The organism is Pseudarthrobacter sp. J1763, assembly GCF_050490295.1.
Classification (GTDB): domain Bacteria; phylum Actinomycetota; class Actinomycetes; order Actinomycetales; family Micrococcaceae; genus JBNPEO01.
On the sequence record NZ_JBNPEN010000004.1, the window covers coordinates 207265 to 228967 of the forward strand.

19 protein-coding genes, 1 tRNA gene and 1 riboswitch are annotated in these 21703 nt (G+C 59.8%); of the genes, 7 read left to right on the forward strand and 13 right to left on the reverse strand.

The features are described 5' to 3' along the window. Positions 1-246 precede the first annotated feature (246 nt). The 3 genes from ACQQCD_RS05910 to ACQQCD_RS05920 form a co-directional block, all read right to left on the reverse strand. On the reverse strand, positions 247-1011 hold the full coding sequence (locus ACQQCD_RS05910; RefSeq protein WP_430267481.1) for a YcnI family protein: 765 nt from the start codon (positions 1009-1011) through the stop codon (positions 247-249). Positions 1012-1112: 101 nt separating this feature from the next. Then, entirely contained in the window at positions 1113-1745 is a 633-nt protein-coding gene (locus tag ACQQCD_RS05915) for a hypothetical protein (protein ID WP_430267482.1), read from the reverse strand. 70 nt (positions 1746-1815) lie between these two features. Beyond that, entirely contained in the window at positions 1816-2970 is a 1155-nt protein-coding gene (locus ACQQCD_RS05920) for a cation:proton antiporter (protein ID WP_430267483.1), read from the reverse strand. Between the two features lie 494 nt (positions 2971-3464). Between ACQQCD_RS05920 and ACQQCD_RS05925 the strand changes: the two genes are divergently transcribed. After that, positions 3465-3734: a hypothetical protein gene (locus tag ACQQCD_RS05925; protein WP_430267484.1), complete on the forward strand. Its 270-nt coding sequence runs from the start codon at positions 3465-3467 to the stop codon at positions 3732-3734. A gap of 110 nt (positions 3735-3844) precedes the next feature. Here the strand turns inward: ACQQCD_RS05925 and ACQQCD_RS05930 are convergent. Next, positions 3845-3934 (reverse strand) — tRNA-Ser (locus tag ACQQCD_RS05930). Positions 3935-4085: 151 nt separating this feature from the next. Between ACQQCD_RS05930 and ACQQCD_RS05935 the strand changes: the two genes are divergently transcribed. Further along, complete coding sequence (locus ACQQCD_RS05935; protein WP_430267485.1) at positions 4086-5369, forward strand: DNA glycosylase AlkZ-like family protein; 1284 nt, start codon at positions 4086-4088, stop codon at positions 5367-5369. On the opposite strand, the gene ACQQCD_RS05940 is transcribed toward ACQQCD_RS05935, so the two are convergent. Beyond that, positions 5353-5850: a nucleoside deaminase gene (locus tag ACQQCD_RS05940; RefSeq protein ID WP_430267486.1), complete on the reverse strand. Its 498-nt coding sequence runs from the start codon at positions 5848-5850 to the stop codon at positions 5353-5355. The genes ACQQCD_RS05935 and ACQQCD_RS05940 overlap by 17 nt on opposite strands. A gap of 71 nt (positions 5851-5921) precedes the next feature. On the opposite strand from ACQQCD_RS05940, the gene ACQQCD_RS05945 reads away from it, so the two are divergent. Together ACQQCD_RS05945 and upp are read left to right on the forward strand one after the other, a co-directional pair. Further along, positions 5922-6671: a phosphatase PAP2 family protein gene (locus ACQQCD_RS05945; RefSeq protein WP_430267487.1), complete on the forward strand. Its 750-nt coding sequence runs from the start codon at positions 5922-5924 to the stop codon at positions 6669-6671. Between the two features lie 26 nt (positions 6672-6697). Further along, positions 6698-7333 (forward strand): uracil phosphoribosyltransferase, encoded by a 636-nt coding sequence (gene upp / locus ACQQCD_RS05950; RefSeq protein WP_430267488.1) that lies wholly within the window; start codon positions 6698-6700, stop codon positions 7331-7333. Between the two features lie 123 nt (positions 7334-7456). On the opposite strand, the gene ACQQCD_RS05955 is transcribed toward upp, so the two are convergent. The 5 genes from ACQQCD_RS05955 to ACQQCD_RS05975 form a co-directional block, all read right to left on the reverse strand. After that, a complete protein-coding gene (locus ACQQCD_RS05955; RefSeq protein ID WP_430267489.1) occupies positions 7457-9460 on the reverse strand; it encodes a glycosyltransferase family 39 protein in 2004 nt (667 codons plus the stop codon). Next, the gene (locus ACQQCD_RS05960) at positions 9461-10816 is read right to left on the reverse strand and encodes a glycosyltransferase (protein WP_430267490.1); all 1356 of its coding nucleotides are present in this window, start codon (positions 10814-10816) and stop codon (positions 9461-9463) included. 156 nt (positions 10817-10972) lie between these two features. Continuing rightward, a complete protein-coding gene (locus ACQQCD_RS05965; protein ID WP_430267491.1) occupies positions 10973-11788 on the reverse strand; it encodes a hypothetical protein in 816 nt (271 codons plus the stop codon). A gap of 6 nt (positions 11789-11794) precedes the next feature. Further along, a riboswitch (cyclic di-AMP (ydaO/yuaA leader) is annotated at positions 11795-11970 on the reverse strand. A gap of 171 nt (positions 11971-12141) precedes the next feature. Beyond that, positions 12142-13662 (reverse strand): sensor histidine kinase, encoded by a 1521-nt coding sequence (locus ACQQCD_RS05970; protein WP_430267492.1) that lies wholly within the window; start codon positions 13660-13662, stop codon positions 12142-12144. 13 nt (positions 13663-13675) lie between these two features. Beyond that, entirely contained in the window at positions 13676-14416 is a 741-nt protein-coding gene (locus ACQQCD_RS05975; RefSeq protein WP_430267493.1) for a response regulator transcription factor, read from the reverse strand. Positions 14417-14591: 175 nt separating this feature from the next. On the opposite strand from ACQQCD_RS05975, the gene ACQQCD_RS05980 reads away from it, so the two are divergent. From ACQQCD_RS05980 to ACQQCD_RS05990, 3 genes are all read left to right on the forward strand, one after another. Then, complete coding sequence (locus ACQQCD_RS05980) at positions 14592-15506, forward strand: hypothetical protein (RefSeq protein WP_430267494.1); 915 nt, start codon at positions 14592-14594, stop codon at positions 15504-15506. Between the two features lie 643 nt (positions 15507-16149). Further along, a complete protein-coding gene (locus ACQQCD_RS05985; RefSeq protein ID WP_430267495.1) occupies positions 16150-17064 on the forward strand; it encodes a winged helix-turn-helix domain-containing protein in 915 nt (304 codons plus the stop codon). Positions 17065-17120: 56 nt separating this feature from the next. Next, a complete protein-coding gene (locus ACQQCD_RS05990; protein WP_430267496.1) occupies positions 17121-17645 on the forward strand; it encodes a SixA phosphatase family protein in 525 nt (174 codons plus the stop codon). A gap of 509 nt (positions 17646-18154) precedes the next feature. On the opposite strand, the gene ACQQCD_RS05995 is transcribed toward ACQQCD_RS05990, so the two are convergent. The 3 genes from ACQQCD_RS05995 to ACQQCD_RS06005 are packed head-to-tail and all read right to left on the reverse strand — an operon-like array spanning position 18155 to position 21641. Next, on the reverse strand, positions 18155-18787 hold the full coding sequence (locus ACQQCD_RS05995) for a TetR/AcrR family transcriptional regulator (protein WP_430267497.1): 633 nt from the start codon (positions 18785-18787) through the stop codon (positions 18155-18157). Continuing rightward, positions 18784-20835: a YhgE/Pip family protein gene (locus ACQQCD_RS06000; RefSeq protein ID WP_430267498.1), complete on the reverse strand. Its 2052-nt coding sequence runs from the start codon at positions 20833-20835 to the stop codon at positions 18784-18786. Before ACQQCD_RS06000 ends, ACQQCD_RS05995 begins: the two co-directional genes overlap by 4 nt. Further along, positions 20835-21641 carry an ABC transporter ATP-binding protein gene (locus ACQQCD_RS06005; protein ID WP_430267499.1) on the reverse strand — a complete coding sequence of 269 codons (807 nt, stop codon included), beginning with the start codon at positions 21639-21641 and terminating at the stop codon, positions 20835-20837. The genes ACQQCD_RS06000 and ACQQCD_RS06005 overlap by 1 nt, the downstream gene beginning before the upstream one ends. Between the last annotated feature and the right edge of the window lie 62 nt (positions 21642-21703).

Sequence of the window (21703 nt, forward strand, 5' to 3'; positions counted from 1 at the left end):
TCACCAATCTACTTTCCCCGTTGTCCTAGTCAACGAATTACGGGCCACCGCAGCTTATTGACGCCCGGATTGTGACGTGGTGCCGCCGTTAATGTTCGACGGCGGCACCACGTCAGGTCCGAATCTTCGCCGAGGTCGGTGCTTGGTCAGGTCCGAATCTTCGCCGAGGTCGGTGCTTGGCTCCGATTACCCCGTAAAAAGACGGGGATCTCGGCGGTCAGCACCGACCTCGCGAAGAAATGATGTCTACTTCGCTGAAGTGGCACCCGCAGCGCGGCGGCTCCGGACGGACTTGAACAGTGCCGCCCCACCCATCACAAGCCCTGCCAGCCCGGCAAGCAAGCCAGCCCAGCTGCGGCCGGAGGCACCGCCGTCGTCCGTTGAAGCAGAGCTGGTAGCCGCGGTAGCCGTTGAGTCCTGGTCGGTGCCGTGGCCGGTGCCGTGCTCTGAACTGGTGGCGCTCGCAGCAGTGATTTCAAAGGACGGTGCCGGTGCGTCCAGCGTTTCCGGATCCTGGCCTTCCTTGGCTACCTGTGACCAGTCCGTTTGGCCCTTCTCGCAGTTCTGGAGAGTGGGGAAAATCAGGGTGGTTCCGGCGGCGTCGGGGACCTTCAAGGAGAGGACTAGGGTGTCACGGTAACCGTCCGGGAGGGGTGTTTTTGCCGTGTAAACAACCTTGCTGGTGCGTTCGGTGATGCTGTTGCCGGTTGCCAGTTTTTTGGGCTGGGCCAGCTTTTCGGTCACCTTGGCCACTGTCCAGTTGGGGTTCACCGTGGGGGTTACTTGGTCGATCTGTTCAGGCAGCGTGATGGTGACTTTGGTTGTGGGCGAGCTTTCGCAACCGTGCGGGACGGCGAAGGTCAGCAGGGCGTAGGAGTTTGCTTCGGTTTTATCCGGGGTGACTCCAACGTGCGCGGATGCGGCGGTGACGCCAGCCAGCAACAGGACGGCGGTGCTGGCGGTGACGGCTGCGCCGGTGTTCATGGCGCGGCGGAATGTGGTGTGTTTCATCAGGGATGCCTTTCGGGCGCGCAGTAGTTGCGCAAAAGTGGTTGACCGCCACCGGGCCCTTGAAACGGGTTCGTACAGAATCGGGTTCTTGCAGTGGCGGGTTAGTACAGCGGGAGTAGCGCGCCGAGAGGCGGCCCGCGGTGCCTATTGCGCCGAAGGTTTCGCCAGGGAAGTTGTGCGGATGCGCGCGGTTCCGTGCGTGGCAGCGGTGCGCGTACGACGTCGGGCCCTACCGCAAGTGGCAAGGTCACCAAGGGGCGCAACCACGCCGCGAGTGCCCACAAAGCGGATTCGCCCTTGGCGAGGAGGAGCCCGGTGCAGATGGTTGCGATGGCGTGGGCCATCAACATGGTGGCTCCGGGTGCGGAGCTCAATTCTTGAGCGTGTTCAACCAGCGAATGGGCGGTGTGATCACTGACCGCAGCTAGCGCAGGAATCGAGTGATGCCCGGTTTGGACCGTTGTGGCGATGGCGCTTCCGGTCCCTTGGAACGCGCTGAACGCTTCGTGAAGCGCCAACTGGCCGGCGCTCAGTGCGGCTGTTGTGGTGACGATGTTGAGTTTGATGCGCGTCAGTAGCGTGGAGGCGAGCCCGGTCAGTGCGATCAGCGCAATAACGATGACTAGCGGGGGCAGTGTGCCGCCGGAATAAACGTGTGCGCCGGCGGAGAGGGACACTGAGGCCACGGCTAGGGTGGCGGTCCGGAGCGCGTGGAAGGGTGGGCGCTTGTGCACGCGTAACACCTTTCCTCGCCGGCTGAAACTCAGAACCGATTCTATCGGCATCCGGGATGTGGTGTGGACGCTAGGTGGCAGGGTTCGTGGCAGAACTTTTGCGCTGCTTTGAGGCGAGCCGCGAGCCGGCGATTGCCGCAGCGGCGATGGTCACGAGTGCGCCCAGAACTAGGGCGGCTGGTTCGCCAGGCTGCAGGACTCCCAGCTGATTGCCCACGGTTGCCGCGGCCACGGGGACACCTAGCTGGGTGGCGGCCAGAACGCCCAGCGGGATGCCTTGGTGCAGCAGAAAGTTGAGGCAGTGGACCAGTACCGCGCCGGCGCCTAAGGCTAGTCCTAGGGCGATCATGGTGGGGTGATCCCACAGTTCGCGGAGGTTGAGGGAAGCGCCGAGCCATACAAAAAATAGTGGGCCTAAAAAGCCGTCGGAGAGGGCAAATAGTTGGTGGGCTAGGCGGCGTGGTTCGCCAACGGCGGCCACCACCAAGCCAAAGGAGAATCCGGCCAACAAAACTGACACGTGCCCGTAAGCGGCGATTCCGGCAAGGGCGAAGAGGAGCATCAACTGGATCCGCAGTTCCAGGGCCAAGCCGTGGCGTTCGGAGAGGCGGTGCACCAGAAGTCGGGTGCCGCGCTGTTCCCAGTGGCGCAGGAGAACAAACAGGAGCGCCGAGCATGCTGCCACTACTAGGGCGCCGGCAGCGGCGCGGACAGCATTGTCCGGGTCGATGGCTAGCGGCAGGGCCACAATGCAGGCAATGTCAGCCACAGCTACTTGGGCTGTGAGGGCCAGAATGTTGGGGCCTTGGAGTTTCATCGAGTAGATGATCGGCAGGACTAACGCGGCCGAGGATGACGCCAATAGGACGATGTATAGGGGAGCGTGCCCGGTGCCGAACACGGCGGCAATGAGGACGCCGAGTGCACCGGCGCCCACTGCGGCAACGATCGCTTGGATGGCGCCCTTTTTGAGGACGCCCCGGATGTCTAGGTTTCTGAGGGGGAGGTGGCTGCCTGCGACGAACATCATGAGCGCAAAGCCGATGTCCGCGAGCCATGTGAAGGTGGGCTCTGCGGAATCCACCCAGGCCAGTCCGCTGCGGCCAATCACCAGTCCGGCCAGTAGCTGGCCGAGGACCACCGGAATGTTCCAACGTTTGGGTAGCGTCAGTAGCGGGCCCAAAAGTGCGACGGCGGAGATGAGTGCCAGCGTAAAGAACGTCACGGGCGCTACCTCCTTCGCTGTGGGACTGTTGTGCGCAGACTGTCACCTAACCGTGCCAGAAGAAGGTGATTGTGCCTATATGTGTTCGAAGAGTGGCTGATCAGGTGGGGCTCACCTCGGGGCCGCTTGCAGGTGACCCACTACACGTGACCCACTACAAGTGACACACTACAAGTGACACAGGCACGTACAAATAGGTTCAGCCGGCCAAAAGTCGATGTCAGGTTCCAGCTCGTCGAAGCGCTGCGGAATGTCCCGGGGAGGGGCGATTATTGGTGCTGGCCTGTTGAGCTTTTCCATCATCTCGTTGAAGCGTTGGCCGTCCTGCTTGTACATGGCAAGGACGGTAGCAGCGGGCTCTGACATTGGAGCTGGGGCACCGTTGACGGGCTGAGGCAGCTGCTGCCACGACTACTCGTGTTGCGTCGTTCTCTGCGGGACCGGCAACCGTGTACCCGGTTGCGACGGTCACGGTTCAAAGCTAGGCGCAGCGATTGAGTGGCCGCTGGTCGGTTCGTATTGTTGCCACCGGCGCTGTGAAAGCGAGCGCGAGCGGGCAGAGTTACGTCCGTGTGGTTCCACGCCCGACGTCGGCCCGTCCGGTGAGCAAGTTGAACTGCCCGTCATGGGTGCCCATCAAGGGGAACCAGACCAAGATTTATCACATGCCGGGTCAGGCTTTTTATAGCCGCACTACCCCGGTGGTTTGCTTCTCCACAGAGCGTGCCGCTGTTCAGGCTGGATACCGCAAGTCCAAGCGGTAAGTCTGACAGTCGTTTTGCGTTAGTAGCGGCGGGCGAAGAGACGGTCTCATTTTAGATAAAACAAAACCCCTGTTTCCCTTGTAAACAAAGGGAAACAGGGGTTTTGCATTTGGCGGTGACGGTGGGATTTGAACCCACGTTGGCTTTGACACCAAACAACATTTCGAGTGTTGCACCTTCGGCCGCTCGGACACGTCACCAAACATGAACACATTACCGGAGCTGTGGAACTTCCCCAAACTGCGCCGCCGCCTGCCGTCCCAGACACACCCGCCTGCCGCCCCAGAGACCACCACCAGAGCCTCAACCAAGGCACTACAGATCCGCCCCAGATACGCGCACAATGGACCCATGAGCAGCACCAGCGCCAACGCCACCACGGACCTGAACCCGGCACCACCAGATCCGGCCACCCTCACCCCAGAATTTCTACGCGCTTGGTTCTGGCACAAACAGGGCCTGGACGGCTCGCTGGCAGGAGCCTCCCCAGAGCAGGTCCTCGCCACCGCCGGCTGGGCGCGTTCGGTTGGCGGCGCAAACCCCTACCTCACGCTCTTCGCCAGGGCCGGAATTACCCGCGAACAAACGGACCAGGCAGTCCTAAACCTTGACATTCACGAGCTTCCCACCGCCCGCGGCTGCACCTACGTCCTCGGCAAATCCGACTTCCGCTGGGCCCTGAGACTTGGTGCCGACGCCGCCCTCGCGTCCATGAAAGTCCTCGAGCGGCTCGGCGTGGAACGCGGCGAAATCACCCTCCTGGAAGAACAAGTCCTCCATACCCTCAACGAAGAACAACAGCCCCTAGACCCCAAACAACTCCGCGAACTCTTGGGCGAATCTGTCCGCAGTCTAGGGGAGGAGGGGCGCAAAAAAGGCGCCTCCACCACACTCCCCACCGCACTGGGACTCCTCCAAGCCGACGGTCGCATCCGTCGCGTTCCCATCAACGGCCGTCTCGATCAGCAGCGCTACGCCTACACCGCCTGGCAGCTCACCCCAAACGAGAACAGCACAGCAGAAAACAGCACGGAAGAAACCAAGACAGAACTAACGGACGACGGCGTTCGGAACCTTCTGATGCAGCGTTACCTCGGCTGGACTGGCGGCGCCACGGCCAAACAATCCCAATGGTTCACCGGCTTCACCGTGGCCCAAACCAAGAAGGCCCTCGCCGCCGCAGGAGCCGAAGGGGTAACCACCGCGGCAGGTGAACAACTCTGGATGCTGCCCGACGACGTCGTACGGCTTGGCGCTTTTACGTCAGCAAAAACCGAACAGATCCAGCTCTTGGCCGGCACTGATTCACTGTTTCTGCTGCGACGAAACGCTGCAGACTATTTGGACCCCGCTGACAAGGACAAAAAAGTTCTGGACGGCACACTCGCGCTCCAAGCCGATCTCCCAGACCACCCCATCCTTGACCGTGGCCGAATCATTGGCCTGTGGCAATACGATCCGGGGCAGGAACAAATTGCCTACTGGCTCTTCGTCAAAGAAACCGCGGCCATCAAAGACCGCATCAAAGAGGTAGAAGCCTGGATCCGGGACGAGCTGGGCGACTTCAGATCCTTCAGCCTCGATTCGGCCAAATCCCGCCAGAAGCGAATCGACGCGCTCAACGCCGCGAGCTAAAAAAGTCCTGCAAGAGGGCAACGGACTCTGCCTCACGCACACCCGGATAAACCTCAACCCAATGATTGAGCCTGCGTTCGCGCAACACATCAAACACCGAACCAGCAGCCCCAGCCTTCTCATCCCACGCGCCAAAAACCACCCGAGGAATCCGCGCCAAAACAACCGCCCCAGCGCACATTGCACAGGGTTCCAGCGTCACCACCAGCGTGCAGTCCTCCAGCCGCCAACCGTCTGACGGGCCAGAAGCAGCCAGCGTCCGCGCCGCTTCCCGGATGGCCAAAACCTCGGCATGCGCCGTGGGGTCGCCACCGGCTTCGCGCTCATTCCGGCCCCTCCCCAGCACCGCACCATCGGGCCCAATCACCACTGCACCAATCGGCACATCGGCAGTATCCAGAGCCCGCCGGGCCTCATCCAAAGCCAAACCCATCCATGTATGGTGGCTGCTATTGTGCGGCACGGAGCTCGATTGGGACATGCCTCAATGATAGGTTCGGTCCGGAAAGTACAGCCCACATTCACGCACCAAGATTCCAAGGAGAACATCACGTGAAGGCGCAGGCGCAGAAGATCGCCAAATGGATTGCCAGCTCGATGGGACCGTATTCAGCCATGTGGCTGACGCTCATCATCGGAATGGGGATTGTATTGGGCTTGGCCCTTGCCGGTGCCGAAGTCTACGAAGACGTTGTTGAATCCGACGGCGTTGCCTCCCTGGATCACCCGGCCCTTGCCTACGCCAAAACGCTGCGCACCCCAGGCCTAGACTCGGCCGTCACAGCGTTCACCAACGTGGGTGGCGTCTACGGAATGCCCATTCTGGCGGTCCTTGTTGCTGCACTGCTGACCTGGAAAACACACAACTGGCGGCCAGTAATTCTGATCGTCGCAGCAGGGGCAGGATCCCTACTGGCCACGGTGGTGGGCAAAAAACTCATTGGCCGGGTTCGCCCCGCCACCGCTGACGCCGTCCCGCCCTACGAAACCTCGCCGTCCTTCCCCAGTGGCCACACACTCAACGCAACGGTGATAATCGGCGTCGTGGTGTATTTGCTGTGCCTTGAGATTAGACGTAACTGGCTCAAGGTCCTGGTGATTTTGGCGGGCGGCGCTTTTGTGATCTTTATGGGACTCAGCCGCGTCTTCCTAGGCCACCACTGGCTCACCGACGTGATGGCCGCGTGGGCTCTGGGCCTCGCGTGGCTGGCCCTAGTGATTCTGGCCCATCAACTTTTCCACGCCGTCCGCCACCGGCACAACAACATCAATAACAGTGTGAGCCCCGCCCCAGCAGAGTAAGTGGCGCCGGGTGATAACTTTGACCCATGCGCACAATCGTCGTCGATCACCCCCTCGTTGCCCACAAACTCACCGTTCTCAGGGACAAAAACACCTCATCGCCGGTATTCCGATTGCTGACTGAGGAACTTGTAACCCTGCTGGCTTACGAGGCCACCCGCGAGGTGAAAACCGAGCCCGTCACGATTGAAACCCCGGTAGCCACCACCATCGGCACCGCCTTCACCAAGCCCACCCCCTTGGTGGTCCCCATCCTGCGCGCAGGTTTGGGCATGCTCGAGGGCATGACCAAACTGGTCCCCACCGCCGAGGTTGGCTTTTTGGGTATGGCCCGGGACGAAGAAACCCTGGACATCATCACCTACGCCGAGCGCCTCCCCGAGGACCTGACCGGCCGCCAAATCTTTGTTCTGGACCCCATGCTCGCCACCGGCGGCACCCTGCGTGAGGCCATCAAATTCCTCTTCCGCCGCGGCGCCTCTGACGTGACCTGCATTTGCCTCTTGGCCGCACCCGAGGGGCTCGCCAAACTCGAAGAAGAACTCCATGACGCCAACGTCACAGTAGTGCTCGCGTCCATCGATGAGAAGCTCAACGAAAAGTCCTACATTGTGCCGGGCTTGGGCGACGCCGGCGACCGCCTCTACGGCGTGGCAGGCTAAGCACTTCCGCCCCACGCGCGCTACACGCACGCTGAACAAAAACGCTGTACCCACAAAAAACCCGGACCGGCGAACACCCCTCAATGTGTGTTCGCTAGCCCGGGTTTTTTGCTCTGGCACCGGCTACTTGATGAGTTTGTAGACGGTGGAGTTTCCTACGGTTTGCGCCGTGAAGTTAGCGGCAACCCACGAGGCAACCTCTGAGCTTCCGCCCATGCCTCCACCTGCGCCGCCGCCGGCACCGCCACCTGGACCGCCGCCCATTCCACCGGAGATGAAGTAGCCAATCTGGCCGTCCTCCACCATCTGCTGGAACTGCGCCAGTGTGGGGTACGGATCGCTACCGTTCCAGCCGCCGAGCGCAATCACGCTGGTGTCTGATGCCAGCTCCAGAGAGGCAGCCTGCGTGGCTCCCGACACAATCGCTGACCACTTGGTGTTGGTGGACTTCAACAATGCAGTCACTTCAGCATCTGCTGCACCTTCACCGCCCATTCCACCCTGCATGGCGCCGCCACCCAGACCACGGACACTAGTTGTTGAGGCCGGGCCAGAGACGGGGATAGAACCAGAATGCGGTGTAGCTGCCGTAGCAAGAGTCCACGCACCAGTGCTCAGCCCACCGGCCAGCAAACACAAAGCGATCACAGCCCCACTGAGGCTGCGCCCGCTCAGGCTGCGCCCACCCAGGTTACGCCCGGCAGCCTGACCCGCCCCGCCTTTCTTCAGCTGGATTTCATCCACCCGGAAAAGCAGCGCCAACGCGGCCAGCACCCCAAGCACTACTGTGACAATGCGCAACCAAGGCAACCACGCGGCGTCGGACATAAGGAGAATTGCGCCCCAAACCGAGGTGCCAGCCACCGCAACGGCCAGCACAATTCGCGCCGGCCAGTAGGCCCGCCCACGCCACAGCTCGGTTGCGCCGATACCCACCACGGCGGCGATCGCCGGGGCAAGAGCCACCGCATAATACGGGTGCACAATGCCGGACATAAAGCTGAAAATCCCGGCAGTGACAACCAGCCAGCCGCCCCACATCAAGAGTGCTGCGCGGGTGCGGGAGGTGCGGATAGCCTTGCGGGTAAACCACAGCCCCGCCACCAAGAGCAGCAACGCTGCAGGCAAAAGCCACGAAACCTCTGTCCCAAAACTGTTGCCAAACATTCGCAGGATTCCGGTGGCTCCACCAAAGCTTGAGTTACCGCCACCCATTCCGCCGCCGGGCATCCCACCGGACATTCCACCCGAGCCGCCGCCTTCGTTGCCGGTAATTCGGCCTAGACCGTTGTAACCGAAGGTCAGTTCCAGGAAGCTGTTGCTGCTAGAACCTGCCATGTACGGGCGGATCGAGGTGGGTGTGAGTGTAAAGAGGAGCAAATAGCTGCCCGCCACTGCAACAATTCCGGCCGCCGCACCCAGCAAGTGCAAGATTCGTTTGCCCAAGGTTGTGGGCGCAGCCCAGAGGTAGGCGAGCGCCAGCCCCGGCACAATCAGGAACCCTTGGAGCATCTTGGTCAGGAACGCCAAACCAATGATCGCGCCAGCAGCTACCAGCCATTTCCAGCCAGCCTTCTCGATGGCACGCGTGGTGAAATAAGCTGCCAGAACCAGGCACAAAGTGAGCATGGCATCCGGGTTGTTGAACCGAAACATCAGCGCAGCCACAGGGGTAAGCGCCAGGGCGCCGCCGGCAATCAGCCCCGCAGCGGGACCGGAGACACGCTTAACTGTTAGATACAAAAATCCGACGGCGGCAACCCCCATGAGCGCTTCGGGAACCAACATGCTCCACGAGTTAAAGCCGAAGATCCGTCCAGAAAGTGCCGGGATCCACAACGATGCAGGCGGTTTGTCCACCGTGATCGCATTGCCCGGGTCCAAGGAACCGAAGAGCAGTGCCGTCCAGTTTTTGGTTCCGGACTGGATGGCCGCCGCGTAAAAAGAGTTGCCGTAGCCGGTGGCACCCAAATTCCACAGGTACAACACTGATGTGGCAAGCAGCAGGAGCGCCGCGCTGGGCCGGATCCACCGATCTTGGCCGCCGTAAACGAGCTGGTTTTGGCGTTGGGTTTTGTCCAGAGCGCGTTGCTCGGCGGGGGTCTTGGGGGAGATGGTGGCAGTCATTTACTCAGCCGTTTCAGTTGAAGAGGAAGCGGAATTTCCGGAACGTGGTGCACCGGTAGTGGAATGGCGGCGCTGGCGGAAAACCCAGAGCCGGAAGAGGAGGAATTTGACCACTGTTGCGGCAAGGTTCGCTCCTGTGACAATCAGCAGTTCTACCCAGCGGGCAGGGGCCTCGGCGCCTGAATGTAGGGCCAGCAGGGCGCCGGCCGTGAGTAGCCAACCGATTCCAAAAACCAACAAGCCTTCAACGTGATGCCGAGCTGCACCGGCCCGGCCCAAAATGCCGAAGGTGAAGCGACGGTTCGCTGCGGTGTTGGCAATCGCTGTACTCAGCAGGGCAATAAAGTTTGCCAGTTGCGGGTCCATGATGTTCCGGCACAGCGCGAAGATCACCAAGTACGCGATGGTGGAGGCAATGCCGATCGTGCCAAAACGAATCAACTGACCAAACAATGAAGCTTGAGGAGTTTGTTCGGACGTGCGGGACGCTGCGGGTATGGGGCCGCGGGCTAGGGCTGCGCGCAACTCGGGGACCGGGATGCGGCCGGAGACAAGGTCGCGGCTGAGCCGGAACATACCGCGCAGATCGGCAAGTGCGGTTTGAACAATGTCCACACTCGAATCCGGATCATCGGTCCAGTCCACCGGGACCTCATGGACGCGCAAACCGGTGCGTTCTGCCAAGACCAGTAGCTCAGTGTCAAAGAACCAGCCGGTGTCCACGGTGTGGGGGAGGAGCCGTTCACCAACATCCGCGCGAATAGCTTTGAACCCACACTGCGCATCAGAAAATTTGGCGCCCATCAGCGAGTGGAGCAAGAAGTTGTAGCTGCGTGAGATGAACTCACGTTTGGGGCCGCGCACCACCACAGAGCTGCGGGAAAGTCGGCTACCAATGGCCATATCCGAGTGCCCCGAAATGAGCGGAGCCAAGAGTGGGCCCAGTGCGGCAAGATCGGTGGAGAGGTCCACATCCATGTACGCAAGAACGGGCGACGGCGAGGCCAGCCACACCTTTCGCAGCGCGTTACCCCGCCCTTTTTCGGCCAAATGAACTGCTGCTACTTCCGGAATTTCCCGGGACAACCGTTCTGCCACTTTGAGGGTGGAATCCGTGCTGGCGTTGTCCGCCACGGTGATTCGGAACGAGTGGGGAAAACTATCGCTCAGGTATGCGTAGAGGCGCCGGATGCACTCTTCAAGGTCCTTTTCCTCGTTGTAAACCGGAATGGCCACATCCAGGATCGGGACTGCGACTCGCGTGTCAACGGCGCTTCGCCGTAGGGGCAGGATCCCGCGATACCCGGGTGATGCGGCCGCGGATGCATCAACTTTTGCCTGGTCAGTGATCGTCATGTTTCAACACTGAAGGGCGGTGTTGTGCTGGCTTTAGGTCAAAGCTGTGTAGATGCTGTGCACTATGAAGGAGCGCAAAGAAAAGGTCCCGGCGTGATGCCGAGACCTTTTCTCACGAGTGAGGATTAGTGTTTAGTACCAGTTGTGGCCGAGGTGTCACGTCAGTGCCGAGCAGGGGGATCCGTACCGTTCGGAGATGTACTGCAAACCCCAGTTGATCTGGGTTTTGTAGTTGGTCTGCCAGTCCGAACCGGCGGTGCTCATCTTCTCTGCCGGGAGTGACTGCGCAATGCCGTACGCGCCAGAGTCTGCGTTGGTGGCCGTAGTGGTCCAATCAGATTCCTTGTTCCACAAAGTGGTTAGGCACTGCATCTCGCTTTGCTCCCAGCCGTGGCTTGAAAGTTGTGAGGCGGCGTAGGCCTGGGCGCCGGCGGGGTCGTTGACCGGAACTGCTGCGGCAGCTTTAGCCGCCGCCGCTTTGGCTGCTGCCGCCTTCGCGGCCGCTGCCTTTACCGCTGCGGCTTTGGCTGCTGCTGCCTTTTGGGCGGCAACCTTCGCTGCTGCAACCTTCGCGGCGGCGGCCTTGTCAGCACTTGCTGAATCGCTAGCAGTCTCGCTGCTAGACATGGCGGACAAGTTGGATGCTGAGCTTGCAGAAGCGGCTGGCTGGGAGCCTTCAGAGGATCCCTTGACGGGCGAGCCTTCAAAGCTCAGCACGGCACCGGCCGCTGCGCTCGCTGTGCCGCTACCGGGCAAGGCGGAGGCAGTGGTGGGTTCAACGGCTGCTTGGCTTACGGCCGATGCGCTAAGGAGTACCACAAAGGCGGTGCTGACTACAGCTGTGCGGTAACCGATCAGTTTCGGCAGGAACTTGGCGCTCTGCTTCAGTGATGACTCATGTTTGTGAGCTCTGCGGGAGCGGCCAGTGGCCGATTCGCGCGCCTCACGGCGGCTGGAAAAGTTTTCAGACATCAGTGGTTTGCCTCTCGTAGCGCCTGCGGAGTTAGCTGTCGGATTCGGATGAGAGACACCCGGCGCATGGCAGTGAACGAATTCTGCCGTGCGCTTCACCCCGAGGTTGCTGGTGTGAGCAGCAGGACCAAAACTTGGGTCCCCCGCCTCTGCCTCATGGAACGGAATCCGGGTAGCGGCAGAGCTTGGCGACTAGCACGGAGCGCGCCTACAACGGCGGGCGCACCCTATTTACGGTACAGGAGCTCAGAAGTTAAGTCACATTTAGGTAACGGCGGCCACATTGGTTGATAAAACCATGCCGCGGCACCACACCTCGGTGGTAGGTCTCCGCGGGAGCCGCCACCAAAGCGCTAAATAACGACGGCGGGGGCCGGCAAACGTAGCGCGAACTCGGTACGGCCGGGCCGGGACGTCACCTCTACCGAGCCGCCGTGGGCCTGCATAATCGCCTCAACAATAGATAGACCAAGCCCAGAACTTCCTTCGCGAACAGCGCCGGTGGTTGATGCGGTGTCCTGATTAACTGACCGAGACGCGTCTGCGCGGGCAAAGCGGGCAAAGATCCTGTCCTGGAACTCCGGGCTGATCCCTGGTCCGTCGTCGGTCACTGTAATCACTACGCTGCCGTCTGCAGAGTGCCCAACGCCAGCCACCACTGTGGTCCCGGCGGGTGTGTGTTTGCGAGCGTTGGCCAAAAGGTTCACCAAAACCTGGTGAAGACGGGCCGAATCTGCGCGCACCGTAACCGGCTCATCCGGGAGCTGGAGTTTCCAGTGATGGTCTGGAGCCATCACTTTCTCGTCGCTGAGCGTTTCAACCACCAGTTGGGTCACGTCCACGTTGGTGATGTTCAGCGGCCGGCCTTCATCCAGACGGGCCAAAAGAAGCAGATCCTCCACCAAAGCCGTCATTCGTTTGGATTGGCTCTCCACCCGTTTGAGTGACTGTTCACCCTGCTCACTGAAAGTCTCAGTCATCTTCATAAGCTCCGTATAACCGCGAATGGCCGTCAACGGAGTACGCAGTTCATGCGAGGCATCTGCCACAAATTGCCGAACTTTCGTTTCACTTTTTTGCCGGGCTTCCAGAGCGTTGGAGACGTTATCCAGCATCTTGTTCAGCGCGAAACCAACATTTCCCACCTCGGTGCCAGCTTGGGCCGCCTTAGCCGGAACCCGCACAGCCAAGCCCACTTCACCGGCGTCCAAGGGAAGCTGGGAGACTTTGGTGGCCACATTGGACAGCTCCTCCAAGGGCTTCATAGTGTGCCGAATGACTACTGTCCCGGCGAGGCCAATAAGAATCAACCCACCCAAAGAGACAAAGACAGTGGTCCACACTAGGGACCCGAGAGTGCCTTCCTTCTCGGTCAACGGCAATCCCGTGATGATCACATCACCAATGGGGGTTTGGACGGCAACCAGCCGGTAGTTTCCCGTTGAGAGCTTGCGGCTAACCGGCCCGGCACTCGGCTCAAGCCCCACCAGGACCTGATTGTCGGCGTCGGAAAGCGATTGTCGGGTGCCGTCGTCGGCCAGAATTCCAGCACTGCTCACGGTGCCGCCAAGAATGCGCGCGTTGAGCGTTCCGGCGCCTTGGCCACGCGCTTCGAGCGGGTCTGGCCGTCCCGAGTCGGAGCCCGACGGCGGCCGGCCGAAGTCTGCCGCGCGCTGGGACGAAGACTTGAGCTGCTCATCGAGTTGCCGGTTCAGGAACAAGTCCATCGAGGCATAACTGACCAAGCCCACGATGCCGCAAATGGCCACCAAAAGAGCCATGGCCACCAGCACCAGCCGGGTACGGAGCTGCCAGGTGCTGGGTCTCAGCCAGCTGCGCCCTAGCCGCCGAGTGGCGCCTGCAAGAGAAGACACGTTGAGCCCCCGACTATTCGGCCGGCTTGATGGTGTAACCAGCGCCGCGAATGGTGTGAATCATGGGAGGGTGACCCGATTCAATCTTTTTGCGCAAGTAGGAGATGTACAGTTCCACAATGTTCGCCTGACCGCCGAAATCGTAGTCCCATACCCGGTCCAAAATCTGCGACTTGGAAACCACACGCTTGGGGTTTTCCATCAAGTAACGCAGCAGCTCAAACTGGGTTGCCGTGAGGCTGATTTCTTCCCCAGCACGGGTGCATTCACGAGTGTCCACATTCAAGACAAGGTCTCCAACCACCAGCTCGGCTGAGTCCTGAGCAGCAATGCCAGAACGCTGAACCAAACGGTGCAGACGCAACAGGACTTCTTCCATGCTGAACGGTTTGGTGACGTAGTCGTCACCGCCGGCCGCAAGGCCCACAATCCTGTCCTCCACAGCATCCTTAGCTGTCAGAAACAGGGCAGGTACCTCAGGCGCAAATTGCCGGACCCGGTTAAGGACCTCAACGCCGTCGAACCCTGGAATCATCACATCCAAAACCAGAACGTCCGGGCGGAACTCGCGGGCAGTTTTTACAGCTGTAGGGCCGTCAGCGGCAACGGCGACTGACCAGCCAGCCATTCGGAGGCCCATGCTCATCAGCTCGGAAAGGCTCGGTTCGTCATCCACTACGAGTGCTCGGATGGGGGATCCGTCTGGGTGGCTGAGGGCGGGAAGATTATTTGTCATGGAGTGCGGTGTGGCCATGGAATAACTCTCCACTCTGTGTGTAGTTCGCCGCTGAGCCGAAGCTGTGAGCTGCCTGTGCGTCTTAGCCTACCTAGCTGGATGCACAGGCACGGCTGTCTCGGTGCACAGCCTCAACACAGGGTTTCTTTGGATGCTGGTGGAGAAGCTACCCACCCATGGCGAAGGAATCGCAGTGAGCACAGAAAATAACCGCAACGGCGAAGATCAGACCACGCAGAACCCCCAGATTAACCAAGTCCCACCAACACGTGCGGTCCCTCAGCCGGCCTATGATCCGGCTTCGGGCGGATTCGCGCCAACCCAGCCAACCCAGCAGCCGCAGGTCCAGGAGCCGCAGTATTCAGCTGACCAGTTCCAGAATGCTCAGCAGCAGTACCCGCAGGCCACGGAGCAGACCGGCCAGTATGCGCAGCAGCAGCATTCAGGCGCTCCGTACCAGAACCATCAGTACGCTGAGCCCGCCGCGTGGGGAGCACCCGCGCAAGGTGCCAAACCGGCGTCGCAATGGACGGTGAAAAAGACCGTCATCGCTGCCGGTGCTGCAGTGGTTATTGCTGGCGGTGCTGCAGCGGCTGTGGCTGTGGCTGGAAATAACTCTGCCGCCAACAACGGCACTGGTGCTAATGGAATCGCCGGTGGCCAAGGCCTTGACGGTCAAGCGCAGGACGGCCAGATGGGCCCCGGTGCGCAAGACGGCCAGATTGGTGGCGGGATGGGTGGGATGGACGGCGGTATGGCCGGTCCGGGAAATATTGCCGCTCTCAATTCCGTCCACGGCGAGTACGTTGTGTTGCGGAACCAGAAATACGTCACGGTTGGCGAACAAACCGGGACGGTCACTGAGGTCAGCAGTACGTCTGTCACCGTCAAAAGCGCCGACGGCTTTACGCGCAGCTATTCCATCGGCACTGGGGTGACAGTTTCCAGCGGCGGCTTTGGCCGGCGGCAAACCAGTACCCAAACTACGACGCCGACCATCGCCGACGTTGTTAAGGGAGCCACGGTAAGGATTTCCGCTCTCAAGAACGGCGACTCTTACGCAGCAGAATCAATTCAATTGACAACAGCTACGACGAACACCAATTAATGTGAATTGTTAACCGCTTTCTTTGGCTCTTCTGACACGGACGGGAAGCGGTGAACCTACTACTGGGCCTAGGCCGAGTAGTAGAGAGTGGTTTCCACTACCCAGTCTTGGGCGACGGCACAACGCCGCCGCCCAAGACTTTTTTCTTGCCCGCCTGTCTTCCCGGCGTCCACGGAGTGGGCGTCGGAGGACACATCGCGTCATACGATGAAATCTAGAATATTTTCCGTCATAAATCAGAGATGGCCGAATTATCTTCGGATGAGTGCGTATCCAAGCGCCACCGTGGCAAAAACAACTGTTATTCTCAGCAATCTGCCGAATTGTGATCCTCAACACAATGGACAGCTTTGTCTCATAATGCGGACTTTTTAGGGCTTTGTTACTTGCAAGTTTTCATTGTTACGTAGGACACTTCCATTGTGAACAAGTACTCAACAGCATCTGCAGCCGCAGTTATCCGTCCCAACACACCCGTTGGTCACGAGATTCGCCGTTGTCGAATGTGCGCCTGACTCTCCACCCATAAGTCATAGGTAATCGTCCACCTGCCCAGCGTCGGGCGCTCCCCATCATTCATTGCGGGAAATTTTGAGTATTCGAAGCCGCGATGACGGCTATTCACATTGAGGTAAAGACTCCCATGTCAGTTGCATCCCGATACGTCCACATCTCCGTTCGTAACGCTAACCGCGCCGTGAATTCCGGCCAGCGTGCTCAGTTCGGAACTGGCTCAGCACCCGCTCAACAGGGCCAGGGTGGCTACAACGCGCAGTACAACAATTCGCAATACAACAACGCTCCGGGTTACGTTCCCGCCAGCTACCACCAGAACAACTTCGCACTGCTGCGCTCCGTGGGTAACGACGCTGCGCCGATCACCGCGCCCACCCCAGTGATCAGCCAAGGCGGCGCTCAAACCGCAGGCGCTAACGCTGGCGGACTCCGCTCCGTTCCCAATGACAGCGTGGCACGCGGATTTGTCCTCTACATGGGCGTTGACGAAGAAACTGCTGCAGCTGCTGGTACCTCAATCGCCAAGCTTGCTCAGGAAATTCGTGCCTACGCTCAGCAGCTGGTTGCGGGAGCCGAAAGCTACGCAGCAGTGGCTATTGCCCCGGCGTCAGCCCAGGGTTCCGCCCTGGACGTGGTTCGCTCCACCTTCGGTGACCCCGCAGTTGTAGCTCGACAGCGTGCAGAGCAGGCACGTGTCCCGCAAGGACAGGAACCGCGCCCTTCCGGTGTACTGATTGACCTTGCTCGCCGCGAGGTTGCCCTCGACGGCGAGTCACTGAATCTGACCTTCAAAGAATTCGAGTTGCTCAACTACTTGGTTGAAAACGGTACTCGCACCGTGGGCCGCGAAGAATTGCTCGATGGTCTGTGGCGCAACGCTCAGGACGTCCCGAACGAGCGCACCATCGACGTTCACATTCGCCGCCTCCGCTCCAAGCTGGGACGTCTTGCCAACACGGTTCGCACCGTACGCGGCCAGGGCTACCGCTTCTATGAGCACCCCGAGGTCATCGTCTGGGCTGCCCCCGAATACTCCATCTAGTCCCGTCGGCGCCCACCGCCGTCGAACTAGTGGGCATCAAAAGCTAGGCTTGGGGCATGAATCAGCATCACATCAAGCGCCTTGTGATTTTGCGCCATGCCAAGGCCGACTGGCCTACTGGCGTTGATGATCATAACCGTCCGCTTGAAGAACGTGGACACCGTGATGCGCCCATGGCAGGGCGATGGTTGGTTGAGCACGGCGTGATCCCGGACTTTATTTTGTGTTCCTCGGCGCTACGAACCAGACAGACGTGTACTTGGGTGTGCAATGAGCTGGGCGACAAGGCGCCGACGCCCAAACTGGAAAACGGTTTGTATTCGGCCAGTGCCACCAGAATGCTCACAGTGATCAACCATGTGCCTGATACCGTAACCACGCTGATGGTGATCTCTCACATGCCCGGTGTCCAAGAGCTGGTTCTACATTTGGCCTCACGTGAGTCAGATCAGGACGCTTATATGGATCTTGCCTCGGGCTATCCCACTACCGGCTTGGCCGTTTTGGAGCTGGAGAAGTCTTGGGCCGAGCTGGACGGGGCGGATGCGAAGCTGACGCACTTCGCCGTACCGCGGGCGTAACCGGCCTCGCTCTAGTACTGCGCGGCGGAGCCACGGAACGCTTGCTAGTTGTGGGTGGCCGTTTCCGTTGCGTGGGCTTGCTACGCCGGACTGCCTTGGCGCGCCTGACCGGCCACAGGGAGCTCACGAATAGCATCCCCAGTGTGCCCAGCAAGGATGCCGCTGAAAGATAAAAGTATGCGTCAGAGTTACGCCGGCGCAACGAGCTGCCAGCGCTGGCTGCATCAGTAAAGGCAATGCCCCAAGCGCGCAAAAACGCTATGCCGAAGGCGATGAACAATATGGTTCCCACACCAGCGAGCGCAAGGAGCCGGTAGCGGCGTCGTTCAATCAACGCGTAGAGGCCCGCAAGATAACCCAAAAACGTCACGGCTAGCAGGGCGTAAAACGCAATAGTGTCCAGCGTGATGGCCAACTGGATCAGCAGAACCACCATGCCTACAGCTGCGCCAATAACAATCTTGACGCTGGTACTCAGGTGGCGCATGCCTTCCATTATCCCGTAGGAATCAGGGCAGAACGTACCCGTGGACAAAGGTCATAATGGCATCCACGCTCTGAGCGCGGGTCCGCTCCGGGTGGTACGTCTGCACATCAAGACCCACCACAAAAGACGCACCAAAAATAGCCGTTTCTAGGCTTCCGCGGGCAATCTTCGGGTTTACCGGGTACTTCAGGGCAATTCCGTCCAGCGCTTCTCCAATAACTGCCAGGAGTTTTCCGCGCAGCTCGGTGAATACCTCGTGCCACTCGCTGGGGATCTTCCAATTTTCGCTCACCCAGAGCCGGGCAAAGGATGGATATTCGGACAAAAATTGAATCGCTTGATCAATCATGTTCCGGGTGGATTCAATCGGATCTTCGGCGGCCTTGGCCTCGGCCAATTGTTCGAGCATCAGATCTACACCGTGGCGGACCAACTGGGCCACCAGGTCTGACTTGCTGCCGAAGTTGTAATACACGGTTCCCTTGGAAACCCCAGCTGCTGCAGCGATCTCATCTACCGTGACGCCAGAAGCACCTCGTTCCCCAATGAGGTGCATCGCTGCGTCAAAAAGCTTCTGGCGCGTAGCGTTGGTGCGTGCCGGGCGTAAGCGCTTGGTCTCCGCGGTGGCGGCTGAATTAGCTGCAAGCTGACTCATACTGCGATCTCCGGTTTGAAGGTTTTGAGTGTCCAGAACTTGTGTTTGCGTACCGCCAAGATGGAGAAGGTGAGGCCCAAGAGGAAGTAGCCCAGCAAACCAAGGATGGTGGGCCCAATCATGGAAAGGTCACCACCGTAGATCAGGTGCCTCATCCCGGTGACTACGTAGCCCATGGGCAGAATTTCATGGATCACGTGGAACGGTTGGGGTGTGGTTTGCCAAGGGAATGTTCCTCCGGAGGACACCAATTGCAGAACCAAAAGTATCAGGACCACAAATTTTCCGGGTGTGCCCAAGAGGGCGCAGATTCCTTGAATGATGGCGGTAAAGGCCATCGCGGCAAACAACAAGAACAGTATGGTGAGCCAGGGGTTGGCGGATTCAAGCTTGAGCCCAAAGGTCACTACGGCCCACAAGATTGCTGTTTGAACTGCGGAAACCACAAAGAACGGCAACCAGCCACCCATGGCGATTTTCCAACTAGGTGCATTCGAGGCCAATGCGCGGGTGGTCATAGGCCGCATGGCTTGAACCAGCATAAAAGCGCCGATCCACAAGGAAAGCGTCAAGAAGAACGGCGCCAAGCCTGCACCGTAGGAGGTGGCCTTAGCCTGGGAGACATCATTGACTGCCACCGGATCAGAGATCACCTTGGACAGGGAGGACTTCTGCTTGTCATTCGGGTTGGGGATCTCGCCAGCGCCCTTTTTGAGTTCGGTGGCTAAGGTGTGCGCACCGTCGCTGGCCTGTTTGGCGCCGTTCTGCAGGCTGGCCGCCCCGTCGTCGAGCTTCACAGCACCATCGCGCAAACTCACGGCACCGTTGAGCGCTGTTTGTTGGCCCGTAGCCAGGGTGGAGGCACCACTAGCGAGCTGGGATGAACCATCAGCGGCTCGCGAAATTCCGTCCGTCAGCGCCGGTGTTGCTGCAGCGAGTTGGCCGGCACCAGCGGATACCGCGGCGGAACCATCGGCGAGCTTTTGAATACTAGCGGCATCAGTACTGATGGTGTTTTTGATGTCCGCAACCGGGCTCGAAGCCGCGGTGGAATCAAAATCAGCAATGATTTTGTCCGCCTGAGTCTGGTCGATGACCTTTGCAGTGACCAGCCGTGCGGTTGAATCCACAACACGCTGACGCACCCCCGCATCCACGGTTTGCAACTGGCTGACGACGTTTTGAACCTTGGTGTTCAGTGTGGCGTTACCGGCAGCAACCTGGGCAGCGCCATTGGCTAGTGCAGCTGTGTCTGCCGGTAAGGTTGCGGTCTTGTTTTTGAGTTCTGTGAGCCCGCTATTCAACGAGTTTGCGCCAGCGGAGAGCTGATTGGCACCGTCGCGCAATTGGACCTGTCCATCAACAAGTTGCTGGGCACCGTTGCGCAGTTGGGTGGTTCCCGAATGTAATGTCACAGTGCCATCGGCAAGTGTGCCAACGCCGTCGGCCAATGTGCCAGCACCGTCCGCCGCCTTAACAATCTGGGTGTGAATAGTGCCGTAACCGGTGAGGAGCTGGTTGGCTGTCTCCTCACCAACCTCCTTGGCTACCGATTCGTGGACAGCCGTGGTCAACTTGCTCACAATAGTGCTCAGCAAATAGTTGTTGGCGTCATTGGTGGTGACGTTCAACATGGCCTGGTTGGCGGAATCAAAGCTCGAGGGGGAGAGCAGGTTTTTTGAGAAGTCCTTTGGGATTTTCAAGGCGAATGCGTACTCGCCGGAACGGACGCCTTGGTCTGCCTCCTCGGCAGAGCTGACCTTCTTCCAGTCGAAGACATGGCCCTCTATGAGGCTGTCCGCTACCTTCTGCCCGGCGTGAAGGGTGGTGGCTTTCTCACCATTGCTAGGGGTGCTGGTAGCGCCTTCATCTTCAACAACAAGGGCTGCTTGGATGCCATCAAGATTGCCGTAAGGATCCCAGTTCGCGTAGAGGTACACGGCGCCGTAGAGCAGCGGCACCAGGGTTAGGGCGATGATGGTGAGTTTGGGCAGGATCCCACCGGTCATGCGCTTGAGCTCGGAGCCTGCTAGTCGTAAAACAGTCACTACAGTTCCTCTAACGCTTGTGTTCTGGTTGATTCATCGGCGTGTTTCCCGTGATGCGGCGGCTCGGTGGCGGCAGTAGCCTGAGCCCCAGCGGGCGCGTCAGTCGGTGCTTCGTCGCTGGCAGCACTTTCAGCCGGGTGCTCTGATGGAGCCTCGGCCTCCGGTTCAAGGTTCGGCTCAGTCTCTGCTGCGTTTCCGATCTCCACCGAGGGGCCGTCCCACGTGCTGGGAACGGCAGAAACTGTCGCAACAATCGCTAGTGGCCGTCCGGCGTCGTACGCCAATTGCTCCAAGCGAGGGAGCCAATCCGCGGGGTGGGCGCTGTGCCGATCCGGGGAATCAACAATCAGCAAGTCAGTTGCCGGGTTGGCCAACGCAAGGGCTGTGAGTAGTTCGAGGCGCCGGGCCGGGGCCAATTGTTCAACCCACAAGCTTTCAATGTCCTCGAAGCGATTGATTTTGAGCCATGGTTTGCTCAGCAGCGCGCCACGGTAGCGGCGGGGGATGAGCGCAAGGTCTTCGGTGACGAGGTCCCGAACGCTCAGGTGCTGTTCGGGTTCGTTGATGGTGGGGGAGTCAACCAATGCGCTTGCGAGCCGGAGGGCTTTGATTTTGGGGTGACCATCCCATTGGGCGGTCCCGTTGCTGGGTTTCATCCGTCCGCTGAGTGTGAGGGCAAGCGCCGTACGTTCCTCTTGGTTGTTGCCATAGGCCAGGAGAAGTTGGCCGCGTTGGACGTCAAGTGTGGTGGCACGCAACAAATCGGTGCGGCGGCCTTTCACTTGGAGGTCAGAAGCAGAGAGCACGGCGGCCCTTTCGTTGGGGGGACACCTCAAGTCTATTCAAACTGACCGGTCAGTACAAATAG